The 13,446-nt window shown below is 65.8% G+C and carries 15 protein-coding genes; 4 read left to right on the forward strand and 11 right to left on the reverse strand.

Annotated features, from left to right (window positions below; all coding sequences use genetic code 11):
- Positions 1-6: 6 nt before the first annotated feature.
- Together C6A82_RS14820 and C6A82_RS14825 are read right to left on the reverse strand one after the other, a co-directional pair.
- Positions 7-675 (reverse strand): sterol desaturase family protein, encoded by a 669-nt coding sequence (locus C6A82_RS14820; RefSeq protein ID WP_233217158.1) that lies wholly within the window; start codon positions 673-675, stop codon positions 7-9.
- Positions 672-1,394, reverse strand: a complete 723-nt coding sequence (locus tag C6A82_RS14825; protein WP_105348868.1) for a FadR/GntR family transcriptional regulator — start codon at positions 1,392-1,394, stop codon at positions 672-674. The genes C6A82_RS14820 and C6A82_RS14825 overlap by 4 nt, the downstream gene beginning before the upstream one ends.
- A gap of 254 nt (positions 1,395-1,648) precedes the next feature.
- Here C6A82_RS14825 and C6A82_RS14830 point away from each other — a divergent pair, with 254 nt between their 5' ends.
- Positions 1,649-2,002: a hypothetical protein gene (locus tag C6A82_RS14830; RefSeq protein ID WP_105348866.1), complete on the forward strand. Its 354-nt coding sequence runs from the start codon at positions 1,649-1,651 to the stop codon at positions 2,000-2,002.
- Here the strand turns inward: C6A82_RS14830 and C6A82_RS14835 are convergent.
- Positions 1,953-3,203, reverse strand: coding sequence for a cytochrome P450 (locus tag C6A82_RS14835; RefSeq protein WP_105348864.1), 1,251 nt, complete (start codon positions 3,201-3,203; stop codon positions 1,953-1,955). The genes C6A82_RS14830 and C6A82_RS14835 overlap by 50 nt on opposite strands.
- A 227-nt stretch (positions 3,204-3,430) precedes the next feature.
- Here C6A82_RS14835 and C6A82_RS14840 point away from each other — a divergent pair, with 227 nt between their 5' ends.
- The gene (locus tag C6A82_RS14840; protein WP_311101352.1) at positions 3,431-4,024 is read left to right on the forward strand and encodes a hypothetical protein; all 594 of its coding nucleotides are present in this window, start codon (positions 3,431-3,433) and stop codon (positions 4,022-4,024) included.
- Position 4,025: 1 nt separating this feature from the next.
- On the opposite strand, the gene C6A82_RS14845 is transcribed toward C6A82_RS14840, so the two are convergent.
- The 5 genes from C6A82_RS14845 to C6A82_RS14865 form a co-directional block, all read right to left on the reverse strand.
- The gene (locus tag C6A82_RS14845) at positions 4,026-5,159 is read right to left on the reverse strand and encodes a nitronate monooxygenase (RefSeq protein ID WP_105343777.1); all 1,134 of its coding nucleotides are present in this window, start codon (positions 5,157-5,159) and stop codon (positions 4,026-4,028) included.
- Positions 5,160-5,259: 100 nt separating this feature from the next.
- Positions 5,260-5,853 carry a hypothetical protein gene (locus C6A82_RS14850; RefSeq protein WP_233216849.1) on the reverse strand — a complete coding sequence of 198 codons (594 nt, stop codon included), beginning with the start codon at positions 5,851-5,853 and terminating at the stop codon, positions 5,260-5,262.
- Positions 5,854-5,914: 61 nt separating this feature from the next.
- Positions 5,915-6,247, reverse strand: coding sequence for an aminopeptidase (locus tag C6A82_RS14855; RefSeq protein ID WP_105343775.1), 333 nt, complete (start codon positions 6,245-6,247; stop codon positions 5,915-5,917).
- A gap of 75 nt (positions 6,248-6,322) precedes the next feature.
- Complete coding sequence (locus C6A82_RS14860; protein WP_105343792.1) at positions 6,323-6,766, reverse strand: hypothetical protein; 444 nt, start codon at positions 6,764-6,766, stop codon at positions 6,323-6,325.
- Between the two features lie 17 nt (positions 6,767-6,783).
- A complete protein-coding gene (locus C6A82_RS14865; protein ID WP_105343774.1) occupies positions 6,784-7,521 on the reverse strand; it encodes an HAD family phosphatase in 738 nt (245 codons plus the stop codon).
- 93 nt (positions 7,522-7,614) lie between these two features.
- On the opposite strand from C6A82_RS14865, the gene C6A82_RS14870 reads away from it, so the two are divergent.
- On the forward strand, positions 7,615-10,341 hold the full coding sequence (locus C6A82_RS14870) for a glycosyl hydrolase 2 galactose-binding domain-containing protein (RefSeq protein WP_233216847.1): 2,727 nt from the start codon (positions 7,615-7,617) through the stop codon (positions 10,339-10,341).
- A 21-nt stretch (positions 10,342-10,362) separates the two neighbouring features.
- On the opposite strand, the gene C6A82_RS14875 is transcribed toward C6A82_RS14870, so the two are convergent.
- Positions 10,363-11,226, reverse strand: a complete 864-nt coding sequence (locus C6A82_RS14875; RefSeq protein WP_105343772.1) for an LLM class F420-dependent oxidoreductase — start codon at positions 11,224-11,226, stop codon at positions 10,363-10,365.
- An 8-nt stretch (positions 11,227-11,234) separates the two neighbouring features.
- Positions 11,235-11,627 carry a PaaI family thioesterase gene (locus C6A82_RS14880; RefSeq protein WP_105343771.1) on the reverse strand — a complete coding sequence of 131 codons (393 nt, stop codon included), beginning with the start codon at positions 11,625-11,627 and terminating at the stop codon, positions 11,235-11,237.
- Between the two features lie 78 nt (positions 11,628-11,705).
- Here C6A82_RS14880 and C6A82_RS14885 point away from each other — a divergent pair, with 78 nt between their 5' ends.
- Positions 11,706-12,365, forward strand: coding sequence for a 2OG-Fe dioxygenase family protein (locus tag C6A82_RS14885; protein ID WP_105343770.1), 660 nt, complete (start codon positions 11,706-11,708; stop codon positions 12,363-12,365).
- Here the strand turns inward: C6A82_RS14885 and C6A82_RS14890 are convergent.
- Positions 12,343-13,443, reverse strand: coding sequence for a glutamate--cysteine ligase (locus tag C6A82_RS14890; RefSeq protein ID WP_233216845.1), 1,101 nt, complete (start codon positions 13,441-13,443; stop codon positions 12,343-12,345). The two genes, C6A82_RS14885 and C6A82_RS14890, sit on opposite strands and share 23 nt — an antisense overlap.
- Between the last annotated feature and the right edge of the window lie 3 nt (positions 13,444-13,446).

Here is a 13,446-nt window from a genome sequence, read left to right on the forward strand (position 1 = left end):
GGCCGGTTAGACTTCGAGCGCGTGCAGATTCTTCGCCGTTGGTGACGTATCGACCGATGCCGAATCGGGACAGGTGCCCAGCATGCGGTCGGCTGTTCCGGAACTGGTGACGGTGAACCAATAATGCTCGTTCTTGAAATGGTGCTGGCGGTGGTTGCGCCAGATCGCCCGGTAGAAGCGGGTCTTCGGCTTGTAGTCACTGTGAATGAGGTAGTGGCACCACTCGTAGCAGAGCCCGAGCACGCCGAAGAGCGTCAAGAATGTCAGACTCAGGCCGGTTCGCGGAAAGGCAAGCAGGGCAACGGCAACGGCGAGTGCAACCACCCATATCAGTGCCTTCCACGGAATGAAGATGACCGGGATGTCGCGTGGGTCGACGTGGTGGCGGCGGTGCTCACGCGCCAGCAGCGGGTCGATGGTCAGGCGCCCGACTCGCTTCGGCCGCCAATGCAGGATGAACACGTGGACGACCCACTCGAAGAATGGGAACACCGCGAGTATGACCAAGGGGACGAGCGCGTCGGTGTACTGCCAGTCTCCGACCACGACGCGGGCCGTCAGGGCACCGACAAGGACGGTGCCAATCATCCAGGGCGACGGGTGTTTCAGGAATTCGCGCTGGGCATCACGCAGGGTGAAAATCTTTCGCGGTGGGCGTGTGATCAAAATCGTCACTTCTGTTCCTCCAGGTGGGTGATGACGGCGAGCATCGCCGCGGTGGCGGGTTCGAGAAGATCGACCGCCGCAAGTCTGGCGGCACCGGGATCGCCTGCCGCAATCGCGGCGGCAAGCGTCCGATAGGCCTCGGGGCGGCCGACTTCGGCGGCCATCACCGCGGCGAGCGCGGGCAACGCGGGTTCGTACGTGGCGCGCAGAGTGTTGTACATCAGCCGGAACACGATGGAGTCGGCTCCGTCGACGACGTGGTCCCAGAACGTCAACGCATTTCGCTGCCGTTCGATCGGGTCGGTTTCCGACTCCAGGTTCTCGATGGCCTCGTTCAGCAGTGCAGCCAGACCCGGCCGGCGTCGCACCGCGGCGAGTTCGGCAGTCTTCGGTCCGTTGTGTAGTCGGGCCTCCAGAATGCTGCGCACCACCGACAGATCGAGTTCACCCGCATGAAGGAGCAACCGGGGAAGCAGATCCAGGCCGGCATGCCTGCGAAAGTCGCGAACCGTGGTGGCGTCGCCCTGGCGCACCTCCACCAGGCCGGCGGCCGACAGTCGCTTGAGTGCTTCCCGGACCGCAGGTCGAGAAACACCGAGAACCTCGGCGAGGCGCCGTTCGCTGGGCAATGACTCGCCGGGCTGCATCTCACCGCTGAGCACGCCGGAGACGATCTGATCGAAGACGTCCTCCGGTACGGAACGACGGTTCACCGGCTGCAGGTCCATGCCTCTACCATGGCGCACAACTGGCCAGAGGTCAAGTGGTCAGACCAGTTGCCCAGACGCGCTCGGCAGTCCAGTTAACGTCGCATGCCGCTCGCCATATGTGTCGTTTGTTGCGGCGCTCACTCGCACTTCGCCGCAACAAACGCAGCAGTTTTTGGCACGCGAGAGTTGGGCGGAGTCGTTACCTCGCAGGTAATTGCGCCCGTGACTTGCGCAGGGCACCGTTGAGTATGTCGCCGGAAGGGAGAACGGCCATGACGACCAGTCCGAGGAAGCCTTCGTCGATTCCGCGGTGGCTCCGCTTCGTGCTGATGTCCGACCGGGCGGGTTCGGCGTGGTTCATCGGCGCCGGCTTCTTCTTCGCGCCCGTCCTCGCGGTGGTGTCGCCGTGGCCGACGATCACCGCCATCCTGTGGGCGGTCATCGCCATCACCGGCCTCTGGCTGGGCCTGCTGGGTATCGCCATGGCGACCGGGCTCGCAATGGTGCTGAAATCGGGGGAGGAGATCGGCGAGGAATACTGGCGCTCGATCATCGACTACCCGAAGCCCACCACGGCTACGTCGCGGTCGCGGTCTTACCCGTGTAGTCGACCTGCCAGTGCTTGATGCCATTGAGCCATCCCGACCGCAGCCGCTCGGGGTTCGAAATCGGCTTCAAATTGGGCATCTCATCGGCGATGGCATTGAAGATGAGGTCGATCGTCATCCTGGCCAGGTTCGCGCCGATGCAGTAGTGCGCGCCGGTTCCGCCGAATCCCACGTGCGGGTTGGGGTCTCGAAGAATGTTGAAGTTGTACGGGTCGTCGAAGACTTCCTCGTCGAAGTTGGCCGAGCGGTAGAAGATCACCACTCGCTGATCCTTCTTGATCTCGACGCCGCCCAGCTCCGTGTCCTCCAGCGCGGTGCGCTGAAACGAGGTGACCGGCGTCGCCCACCGGACGATCTCGTCTGCGGCGGTCGCCGGCCGCTCGCGCTTGAAAAGCTCCCACTGGTCCGGGGATTCGGTGAACGCCATCATTCCCTGCGTGATCGAGTTCCGAGTGGTTTCGTTTCCGGCCACCGCCAAGAGAATGACGAAGAAGCCGAACTCGTCGTCGGTGAGCTTGTGCCCTTCGACGTCGGCCTGCACCAGCTTGGTGACGAGGTCGTCGCCCGGGTTCTTGCCACGATCCGCGGCCATCTGCATGCCGTACATGATCAGCTCGGCCGCCGCGGCCGTCGGATCGTTCCTGGTGTACTCCGGGTCCTGGTCTCCGACCATCTGATTCGACCAGTGGAACAGCTTCTTGCGGTCATCCTGCGGTACGCCCATCAGACCCGCGATCGCCTGCAGCGGCAGTTCGGCGGACACTTGCTCGACGAAGTCACCGGAGCCCTCGGCCGCGGCCTCCTTGACGATGTTGTGCGCGCGCACGCGCAACTCGTCGCGCAGAGACTCGATGGCGCGGGGCGTGAACGCCCGCGAGATGATCTTGCGTAGGTGGGTGTGGTGCGGTGCATCCTGGTTGAGCAGCACGACCTTGCCGCCCTCCAGTGACGCGGGGTCGGCGTCCTCGCGGTAGCGCGGCAACGCCGTCTTGCGGTTGCTGGAGAACACGTCGCTGCGGCGGGACACCTCCTTGACGTCTGCGTGCTTGGTGACCACCCAGTAGCCGTCGTCACCGAACGCGAGATTGCCCTTCTCCTGTTTCTGCCACCAGATCGGCGCCACCTTGCGCATCTCGGCGAGTTCCTCGACCGGTAGCCGCTCGGCGTACATGTCAGGGTCGGTGAAGTCGAACCCGGGTGGGAGGTTCGGAGATGGCATGGATGGACTCCTCTTACGACGTTGTCTAGTGCCCTTAAGGCATTGCTACACCACAGATGGGACACGGTGAAGGGGGTTCCGGAACTTGGCGAAAAGTCGCAAGTGAAACGTGTTCCGCCGCATTTCTCATGAAAGACACCTTGGTCACACATTGCACAGGTGTAACAATCGGAGTACCAAGACTGAAGACCCCAGTAGCACCGTGACGAGAAGCAGAGGGGGCATCGGTGAGGAAGTCCGACAGAGTCAAGACGCTGTCCGCGGCGGGCGGAATGCTCGCAGCGTTCGCGGCGCTGACGGTCGCCGCGCCCATCGCGCATGCCGACCCCGCGCTGCCCCCGCCCCCCGACCCCGCGCTGCCCGCGCCGGCACTGCCCGGACCGCCGCTTCAGCCGGGACCGGAGCAGGAGCAGTCGATCTCGACCCAGGCCGCGGCGGACGATCCCGCGCTGCCCGCCCCGCCGCCGGCCGAGGTGCCGCACCTGCTGAGCCCGGAGAACCTGCCGCCGGGCACCTCCGACGTTCCGGTCGAGCCTCCGCAGAGCCGCGGTGCCTCCTACCTGCGCGACCTGTGGCACGCGGTGCAGACCCAGGACATCAGCGGCCGCGATGCGCTGCTTCTTCTGACGCAACGCCCACTGGACGCCAACGCCATGCCGACGAACGGATTGCCCGCAGGTCCGCAGGCGCCGGCAGCAATCCCGCAGGGTGAGCCGCTCGCGCCGCCACCTGATGCGGCGCCGCCCGAGCCCGTGCTCCCCGGATCACCATCGCCGCCACCGGGTCCGGCGCTTCCTGAGGCTCCGCCGCCGGCGCCCTAGATCACACCGAGGCAGCCTCGTTGAGTTCGTCGAGCCGGTTCGTCGCCTCGAGGTACTCCTGCACCCAGCGCTCAATGACCACCGAGGTCTTCTCCACTTTGGTGAACTGACCGACAACCTGGCCGACAGGGTTGAACGCCACGTCGACGCTCTCGTTCGGATACTTGTGCGTCGCGGCGACGGCCATCCCGGAAACCATGTACTGCAACGGCATTCCGAGCGGCTTCGGGTTTTCCGGATTCTCCCACGCCTCGGTCCAGTCATTGCGCAGCATGCGGGCCGGCTTACCGGTGAACGACCGGCTGCGCACGGTGTCGCGGCTGGACGCCTTGGCGTACGCGGCGTGCTGCACCGGCGTGTGTTCCGACTCCTCGACCATCACCCACTGCGAGCCCGTCCACGCACCCTGGGCGCCGAGCGCGAGCGCCGCGGCGATCTGCTGACCGCTGCCGATACCGCCTGCAGCCAGCACGGGAACAGGAGCCACCTCCTTGACGACCTGCGGCCACAGCACGATCGAGCCGACCTCACCGCAGTGCCCGCCCGCTTCGCCGCCCTGGGCGATGATGATGTCGACACCGGCGTCGGCGTGCTTGCGCGCCTGCGACGGCGATCCGCACAGCGCCGCGACCTTGCGGCCCTCGGCGTGAATGTGGGCGATCATGTCCGCGGGCGGCGTCCCGAGCGCATTGGCGATCAGGGTGCACTTCGGGTGCTTCAGCGCGACTTCGACCTGCGGCGTGGCGGTCGCCTCTGTCCAGCCGAGAAGCTGCAGGGCGTCGTCGTCACTGTGCTCGACAGGGACGCCGTGGTCGGCGAGGATTTTGCGGGCGAACTCCAGGTGCTCGTCGGGCACCAGCGCGTTGAGCTGCTTCTTGAGCACCTCAGGCTCCAGGTCGCCCGCGTCCATGCCCTCGTACTTGTTCGGGATGACGATGTCGACGCCGTAGGGATGATCGCCGATGTTCTCGTCGATCCAGTTCAGCTCTATTTCCAGCTGCTCGGGAGTGAAGCCGACCGCGCCGAGCACGCCGAACCCACCGGCCTTGCTGACCGCGACCACCACGTCACGGCAGTGCGTGAAGGCGAAGATCGGAAACTCGATGTCGAGGTCGTCGCAGATGGCGGTATGCATGCGAGCTCCTTTGGCGCGAGGGGCGAACTGGAACGTGTTCTAGTTTAGTACGCGCCGACACCAGGGATTCAAGCAGGCCTGCAGAGACCGTAACGGCCGCCTAACCTTGTTTCTTAGCCTCGTCGCTCTTGGCCGCCTCGTCGCTCTTGGCCGCCTCGTCGCTCTTGGCCGCCTCGTCGCTCTTGGCCGCCTCGTCGCCCTTGGCCGCCTCGTCGCCCTTGGCCGCCTCGTCGCCCTTGGCCGCGTCGTTGTCTGCCTCGTCGTCCTGCGCCTCGTCGGCCTGTGCCTCCTCGTGCGCTTTCCGAATCCTCTCGTTTCTTTCCTTGTCATCCGCCACCGTGTCGCCATATGACTTGTCTTCGTCGGTCCTGCCGGTTTCTGCGTCATCGTCCGACGTGTCGGCCGCTGACTCCGACTCGTCCCCGAACTTCGGACTCCCGTCGTCGTCGAGCCACTCGTTGACGGCCGTGCCCGACACGGTGCCACCACTACCCGGCATGATCACCGTGGGGCGTTGTTCCACGTACTCCTTCCGCATCTCCTTGGCTTTCTCCTGGTGCTCCTCTTGCACCTCTGGCTTCTCGGTGCGCGGCCGGTCGTCCTGCTGATCGCTTTTCTGCTGATCGCTGTCCTGCTGCTGCGCTTGTTGCTCGTCGCTGTCCTGCTGCTCTGTTTGCTGCTGATCGCTCGACACCGTGCGCCCCCTTTTGGCTGAATGATCCCGACGTGCTTGTAGGACTGCCCGGAAGTGTGATTTACGAAACAGCGCGCGATCGCGGCGCCACAAACGAGCCGGCAACCACCAGGAGGCCGACGACGGCAAGCGGAATGGACCACGACCGGCGGCTCGACACCGCATGCTGGCACTCCGCCACGTAATCGGTGTGCGGGACGATCTCGTTCAGGATCGGCACGCCGGCGACGGTCTGACCGTTGGCCGCCTCCGCTTCTGACGAATCGGCGGCGATGGCCGTGCCGCAGCCGATCGACTTGCCGTTGCCGGTGATGGACACCGGGACGAGCAGGGCGATCACACCGGCGATCAGGACGGCCGCACCGGCGATCAGGATCAGGCGTCGTGCAGTCATCGTCTGTGCCTCGTTTCTCCACGAAATTGCGGGGGGTGACCCCCTGAACGGCTCAGGGATTGCCCGCCGGAGTCTTCACCAAACCGCCCAGAGCCGGAGGAGGAGAAACGCCGAGATCGCAGCGAAGCACACGAGGTGGTCCCGGTAGATCGACCGAGCGAGCCCCGACCGATCGGCGAGGCCGTCCTCCCGGCCGCCGAGTCGGACGGCATTCGGCACCGTTCTGCTACCGGCGAGCACGATGGGAGCCGCGGCGAGCGCAGCCGAAACCGCGGTCAGCCAAATTGGGTCGTCCCCGGTCACGCCCTGAAGCACCGATGCGGCGAGCAGGATCACCATCACGGCGGCGATCAAACGGCTCATCGGTCGCGATGTGGTTGTCGCGCGTCGGTAGTACTGCGCGATGGATGCCAGCACCGGCGCGGGTAATTGTCCGTCCGGGATACCGCGGACCTGGCTATCGAAGATCAGGTCCATCCACAGCACCGCGAGGAGGAAGCCGCCGCAGGCGAGCATCATGCCCTCCGCGACGCTCGTCACACCGGTCGCGCCTTTCGGCCGGCAACCGCGACGCGCAGGACGGGCCAGCCATTGGCCGCCGCGGCCGCAGCCAGCCCGGCGCGCGGATTCACCGGCCGGGGGTGCCCGATCACCGACATCAGCGCCACGTCCTCGTCACCGTCGGCATAGAAGAAGCTGCGCGTCAGATCGACGCCGTTGTCCTCACAGAACCGCTGTGCCGCATCCGCTTTCCTGGCACCCCAGATGATCGGCCTCTCGATGTCGCCCGTCAGCAGTCCGTCGCCGTCGACTTCGAAGTGGTTGCACAGCAGGGTGGTGATGCCAAGGGCGCGAGCGACCGGCTCGGCATGAATCGTCAGCGCCGACGAGCACAATGCGACGGTGTGGCCGCGCGCCTGGTGGGCCGCGACGACCTCGCGCATGAGGGGGTAGACCCTGGATGCGATGTGGCTGACGAACAGCCGCTTGCCGAGCTCGTCGAGTTCGCGCAGTGATTCACCCTTCAGATAGCCGGCAGCACGCACGATGAGCCGCTCGAACTGCATCCGCCCGAGCCGGTATCGGATCGAAGCCTCCAGCACCCCGAGGACCTCGCCGATCCGCGCCTGTCGGCGCCGGATCCGGTGGCCTGCATGCGCTGTCGCGGTGAACCCCGAGACCAGCGTCCCGTCCAGGTCGAAGAAGGCGCCCACCTCTGCACCCTGCGGACTGGTGACGATTTCGGAGACCCGACCCGAGGGCTCGACCATCATGAATCGAGACTACGGTTCTTATCCAACAGCGACCGATAGGAGAGGGCCATATCGACCCGGCGCCGCACCGTCCTCTCCACGATCCTCATCGTCTTGTTGCTGCTGAGCTGCGCGGGCTCGTTCGCCACCTTCGCGCCGCCTCAGCAGCCGCCCGAGAAGATCGAACTGTCTGACGGCTGGCAGCTCGCTTCGGCCACCCGCGTGGGTTCCGACGGCGCGACCGTGTCGCGCTGGGACTATGCCACAAAAGAGGGCTGGCACACCGTCCGCACGATGCCGTCGACGGTCCTCGAGGCGCTGCAGGACGACGGCACCTACCCGCACCTCTACTACGGGAAGAACCTTCTCGACGAGGTGCCGCAGGACCTCTACAAGCAGAACTGGTGGTATCGCACCTCGTTCCCGGCCCCTGCGGGCCACTCGACTTACCTACTGGAACTTCCCGGTATCAACTACCGCGCCGAGGTATGGCTGAACGGCCGCCTCGTCGCGGGCAACACCCAGATCGTCGGCATGCACAACGCCCACGAACTCGACGTGGGGCGCTGGCTGCGACCTGGTGAATCGAACACCCTCGCGATCAAGGTGACACCCGAGCGCGCCCTGCAGGACATCAACGGGGTGGAGCTCGCGGACAGCTGGTGGGACTGGATCAACTGGAACTATCTGGGTTATCGGGGCCCCGACAAAGACGTCGACCGCGGCAATTCCTTTGTCTCGGACCGTAATGCCGGCATCTGGAAGCCGGTGTATCTCAAGGTCTCCGGCGACGTGGCGCTCGGCCCGACCGTCGTCAACACCGAATTGCCCCTTCCGCGCACCGATTCCGCACGGCTGACCGTTCACACGTCCGTGCGCAACTACTCGACACGACAGCTCCGCGGCGTGCTGAAGGGAACGATCTCGCGGCCGGGCAAGCCGAGCATCGACGTCGAACAGGCGGTGACGCTGCTTCCGGGCCAGCAGCGCGAAGTCACGTTCAGCCCGGACGAGTTCGACGAGCTCACGGTCGCGAACCCCGACCTGTGGTGGCCATACACCCTGGGCGAACCGAACCTCTACGACGTGCATCTGCAGTTCACCTCGTATGGACAGGTATCGGATACCTCCGATCTTCGCTTCGGCGTACGCACCGTCACCCAGCACCGCGACTCCGACGGCGACTTCCCCGACCTGGGCAAGGGCGGCAACTTCTATCTGACCGTCAACGGCAGGGATCTGTTGGTCAGGGGCGCGGCCTACACACCCGACCTCCTCTTCGCGCACTCCCCGGACCGCGAGGACGCGATCCTTCGTTACGTCAAGGACCTCGGCCTCAACATGATCCGGCTGGAAGGCAAGTTCCCGGGTGAGCACATCGTCGAGAAGGCCGACGAACTCGGCATCCCGTTGATGTTCGGCTGGATGTGCTGCAACCAGTGGGAGAAGTGGTCACAGTGGGACGACGAAGACCGAAGAGTGGCCACCGACAGCCTGCGGTCACAGATCCTGATGCTTCGTTCCCATCCGTCGGTATTTCTCTGGGCCAACGGCAGCGACGGTAAGGCGCCCCCCGATGTCCTCGCGAAATACCATGCGGTGTTGGATGAGTCGCACTGGCAGAATGCCACCGTCGACACCGTCTCCTCACTGGCACGCGACGCGACGGGGGACCGCGACTGGGACGGGATCCACATGGCGGGCCCGTACAGCTGGCGCCCGCCGGGGTACTGGTTCAGCGGCCGGTACGGCGCCACCCGCGGTTCGACCGCCGAGCAGGGCGACAACGAACACATCCCGCCGTTCGCGAGCCTCAAGAATTTCATCCCGCCCGACAAGCTGTGGCCGATCAACGACACGTGGTACTTCCACGCCGGGTCGAACCCGAAGAATGCCGCCCTGCAAAGCATCAAGCGGGCGGTCGACCGCCGCTACGGACCGTCCGACGATGCAGAGGAATTCGCCCGCAAAGCCCAGCTGGCGCACTATGAGTCGACCCGGGCCCAGTTCGAGGTCTTCGCCGCCAACGGGTGGGCGAGCCACAAGATGACCATCTACTGGATGCTCAACAACCACTGGCCGTCGTTCTTCGGCAACATCTTCGACTACTACCTGCGGCCGGGCGGGGCGTATTACGGGGCGAAGAAAGGCCTTCGGCCGATTTCGGCGGTCTTCGACTCCTATGCCACCGGTGATCACTCGAAGGCCAACGTGACGCTGGTCAACCAGACCCCCGACGACCGGTCCGATCTCCGGGTCCGCGTCCGCGTGTACGACCTACAGGGTGACGTGCGCGAGGACCGCTTGACCGACAAGCTCACCGTGGCCTCTGGCGGAAGCGTTGCGGCCATGACGCTGCCGAGGGTTGCCCGGAACTCGGGTGTCTATTTCGTCCGCTGCGAGGTGGTCGACGACGACGGATCCGTTCTCGCCGAGAACGTCTACTGGCAGTCACAGCAGCGAGACGACCTCGGTGACCCGACGAACGACTGGGCGTTCGAACTGAAGCAGGTGAGCTGGGCCGACATGACCGCACTGAACTGGATGCCGCGCGTTCCGCTGCAGGTGAGCGCACAGCGAACCGATGCCGAAGGAGAGAACGGGGTCACCATCCGACTGCACAACCCGACCAGGCGAGTGGCCTTCTTCCAACGCGCCGAGATCCTCAATTCGAAGGCCGGCGACGAGATCCTGCCGATCGAGTACAGCGACAACTACGTGACGGTGTTTCCGGGCGAAACCGTCGAGGTCCACGGCGTCGTGCCAACCGATCGGACCGAGGCCAACTGGGTGCGCGTCGCCGGATACAACTCGGCGCCTGTCGTCGTGCCGATTCAGTAGCGATCCGGCCGCTTGTCGCCGCTACCGCAGTGCGGCCGCGATACGCCTCCACTGCTCGAGGGGATACTCGCTGAGGTCGGATGTCAGGACCTGCACACAGACGTGGTCGGCGCCGGCGGACAAGTGCTCGTTGATGCGGCCGATCACCGCGGTCTCGTCGCCCCAAGCGATGATCGCGTTCAGCAGCCTGTCGCTCACCGAGGCGACGTCGTCCGCCGAGAACCCCTGCCGCAGCATGTTGTTCGCATAGTTCGGCATCGCCAGGTACATCTTGATCCAATGAGCCCCGATCTCGCGAGCATGCGCGGCATCCTCGGTCAGGATGACGGTCTGCTCGGGTAATAGCAGCGGGCCGTCACCGAGGAGCTCACGCGCGTGTCGGGTGAACTCGGGGGTGACCAGGTACGGGTGGGCGCCCCGGGTTCGCGTCGCCGCGAGCTCGAGCATCTTCGGTCCAAGCGCTGCGAGCGCCCTGGCGCCGACCGGCACCGGCGGTTGCGCTGCGTCAAGCGCATCCAGGAATGACTCGGTGGCCGCAAGCGGTTTGCGGTATCGGCCCGGCGCCGTCGAGTCGATCAGCGGTGCGTGGCTGACGCCGATACCCATGAGGAACCGATCTCCGTGGGCGGCGAGGAGCGACGCGTAGGACGCGGCGACGTCGGCGGGCTCGTTCATCCAGAGATTGAGGATCCCCGTCGCGATCACGATGTCCTTCGTCGCAGACAGCAGGTGGTCCACCGACTCGAGCACCGGCGTCTGGCCGACATCGGGTATCCACAACGCCGAGTAGCCGAGATCTTCCAATTCGGCCGCGGCATCGGCAGATCGGGCTTTGTCGCCGTAGCGCAGCTGGTGGCTCCAGACTCCCACACCCGAAAGATCCATGATCGCTCCTATCCGACTGCGGCGAAGTTGACTGTTGCCGTGGCACCGAGTTCGCCGTCGTCGCCCCGATATATGTCGACCTGGATGACCACGGACCGCTTTCCGGTGCGCAGGATCCGCGCGACGGCACGGGCGGCCCCGTTGCGGACCTTGATCGGGCGCAGATAGCGGATGAAGAGATCGGTGGTGGCGATGGCGTGACCGAAAGGCGTGCTCCGTGCGGCGAGTTGACCCGCCGTCACATCGGCCATCGTGGCGATCAGCCCGCCCTGCAGTCCGCCCGCGGTGTTGGTCACCCGTTCGTCGACCGGCATCTCCATGACGACCGAGTCGTCTGTCGACGGCACCTCCTCGAGCCCGATCTGGTCGAACAGCTCACGCAAGGATTTCGGCGCCGTCACGGGAATGACCTTACGGTAGCCGGGTACTCGTGCCCTGTGACAGCCTGCGAACCTCTGACCAGCGGATCGGTGTGCCTGATGTCGGCCTCCGCGCTTTCCCGGTGTCTCGACGCGGACGCAGCGGCGTGGAGCGAGTTCGCGTCGCATTGGGACGAACTGGAGCCCGACGCCTACGCCGCGGAACTCGGCACGACGCGGCTGCGCCGGTACGGCCACTTCGCATTCACGCCCGCCGACGGCTCGGCCCGGCGGTTGCCACACGATGCGTTCGTCCAGCCGGACGACTCCAATCCGCTCTACATCGGCCGCGACCGCAATTTCGAACCGCTCACCGAAGCGTTCGGCGGCGATGCTCTGCTTGACCGACTGATCCGGCTCCTCGGCGGAGTGGCCACCGTGCTGGACGACGCTGCGGAATGGAGCGTCAAGGTCACCCCGTTCCGAGTGCTGGCCGCCCCGGGCAACGCCGGTGAACCCGCCCCGGAAGGACGCCACCGCGACGGCGTCACTCTCGTCACGTCGCTCCTCATCGGACGCGAGAACGCCGTCGGCGGTGAAAGTACCGTCTACGACCTCGCGGGCACGCCGCTGCTCACCACAACCCTGGCCGAGCCAGGCACCTTGCTGCTCAGCGACGACCGATCGACCTTGCACAGCGTCACGGCGATCCGGCCAATGGATCCGTCGCGCTGCGCGCGCAGGGACGTCCTCGTCATCACCTTCGCACCGTGTCAGTGATCAAGTCGTCCACCACCCCGGTCAGCACGCCGTGCCTGGCAGCAGATGCGCGCTGGCGCTCCGCCCCCGTTCCACCCGCCGCGAGGCGGTCGAGGAAGGCTCTGACGACATCGACGTCACCGTGCTCATCGAGCGCAGGGCCGATGTGGTCGACCAACCGCGTGGCCTGAATCGGGACGGGGACGACCCGCCCGGTCAGCGCATCGACTCCGCAGCCCGACCAGCCATCTCTGGCCGCCCGCCAGTACGCCGCGCGCAGCAGTTCGCTGGGTGGTCGCGGACCGGGTTCTCCCGCAGCGACTTTGGCCTCCGCCGTCGTCACAAGCGCCCGGATCAACACGGCCATGGCGACAGCGTCGTCGACGTCCGCGGCGACGGACATCGAGCGGATCTCCAGCGTCGGCAGTCGCGGGTTCGGCCGAATGTCCCAGAACGGCATGTGCGCGTCGAGCATCGCGCCCGATTCGGCCATTCGCACCGCGAGTTCCTCGTGTTGTCGTAGCGATTCCGCGTATGGCGGCGGCCCGAGGCACGGAAATCGGCTCCTGATCACTGTGCGCCAATCCGCGTAGCCGGTGTCCACGCCATGATGGAACGGTGAATTGGCGCCCAGCGCCACCAGCAGCGGCAGCCATGGCCGCAGGTGATTGCCGACCAGGACGGCGCGCTCACGATCGGGGAGATGAACATGGACGTGCTGCGCACAAACGGCGAAGTCATCGAGCATCGCCCGGTACTGTGCGACTCCGGCCCGGTAGCGCGGATTGTCACCGAGCACCCACGGCTCCCGGCCAGCGACCACCGGCGTTCCGGAAGCGCAGAGCCGGACGCCTTCTGCCACCGCCGCCTCGGCTGCGCCGGCACGAAGGCCGACCAGTTCGTCGCGCACCGCCGCGGCGTCAGCACAGGGCCGGGTATGCACCTCGATCTGGAATTGGGTGAACTCGTTCGTCACGCTGTCGCCCAGACCTGTGCGGGCCCGTGCGACAACCGCCTCGGCGGCTGAGCGCGGCGCGCGGCTGACAGGATCGACAAGGAGGTATTCCTCTTCGACGCCGATCGTTTTCACAACGGTCACGGC

Origin of the sequence: Mycobacterium sp. ITM-2016-00318, assembly GCF_002968285.2 — a bacterium.
In the GTDB taxonomy this organism is placed as follows: Bacteria; Actinomycetota; Actinomycetes; order Mycobacteriales; family Mycobacteriaceae; genus Mycobacterium.

What these genes read in the sequence shown, in the direction of transcription:
- C6A82_RS14860 (WP_105343792.1), bottom strand. Translation starts at nt 6,766, where the DNA reads ATGATGCTCGCCTGCGGCGGCTTCCTCCTCGCGGTGCTGTGGATGGAC.
- C6A82_RS14865 (WP_105343774.1), bottom strand. Translation starts at nt 7,521, where the DNA reads ATGATGGTCGAGCCCTCGGGTCGGGTCTCCGAAATCGTCACCAGTCCG.
- C6A82_RS14825 (WP_105348868.1), bottom strand. Translation starts at nt 1,394, where the DNA reads ATGGACCTGCAGCCGGTGAACCGTCGTTCCGTACCGGAGGACGTCTTC.
- C6A82_RS14855 (WP_105343775.1), bottom strand. Translation starts at nt 6,247, where the DNA reads ATGACTGCACGACGCCTGATCCTGATCGCCGGTGCGGCCGTCCTGATC.
- C6A82_RS14835 (WP_105348864.1), bottom strand. Translation starts at nt 3,203, where the DNA reads ATGCCATCTCCGAACCTCCCACCCGGGTTCGACTTCACCGACCCTGAC.
- C6A82_RS14885 (WP_105343770.1), top strand. Translation starts at nt 11,706, where the DNA reads ATGTCGGCCTCCGCGCTTTCCCGGTGTCTCGACGCGGACGCAGCGGCG.
- C6A82_RS14845 (WP_105343777.1), bottom strand. Translation starts at nt 5,159, where the DNA reads ATGCATACCGCCATCTGCGACGACCTCGACATCGAGTTTCCGATCTTC.
- C6A82_RS14875 (WP_105343772.1), bottom strand. Translation starts at nt 11,226, where the DNA reads ATGGATCTTTCGGGTGTGGGAGTCTGGAGCCACCAGCTGCGCTACGGC.
- C6A82_RS14830 (WP_105348866.1), top strand. Translation starts at nt 1,649, where the DNA reads ATGACGACCAGTCCGAGGAAGCCTTCGTCGATTCCGCGGTGGCTCCGC.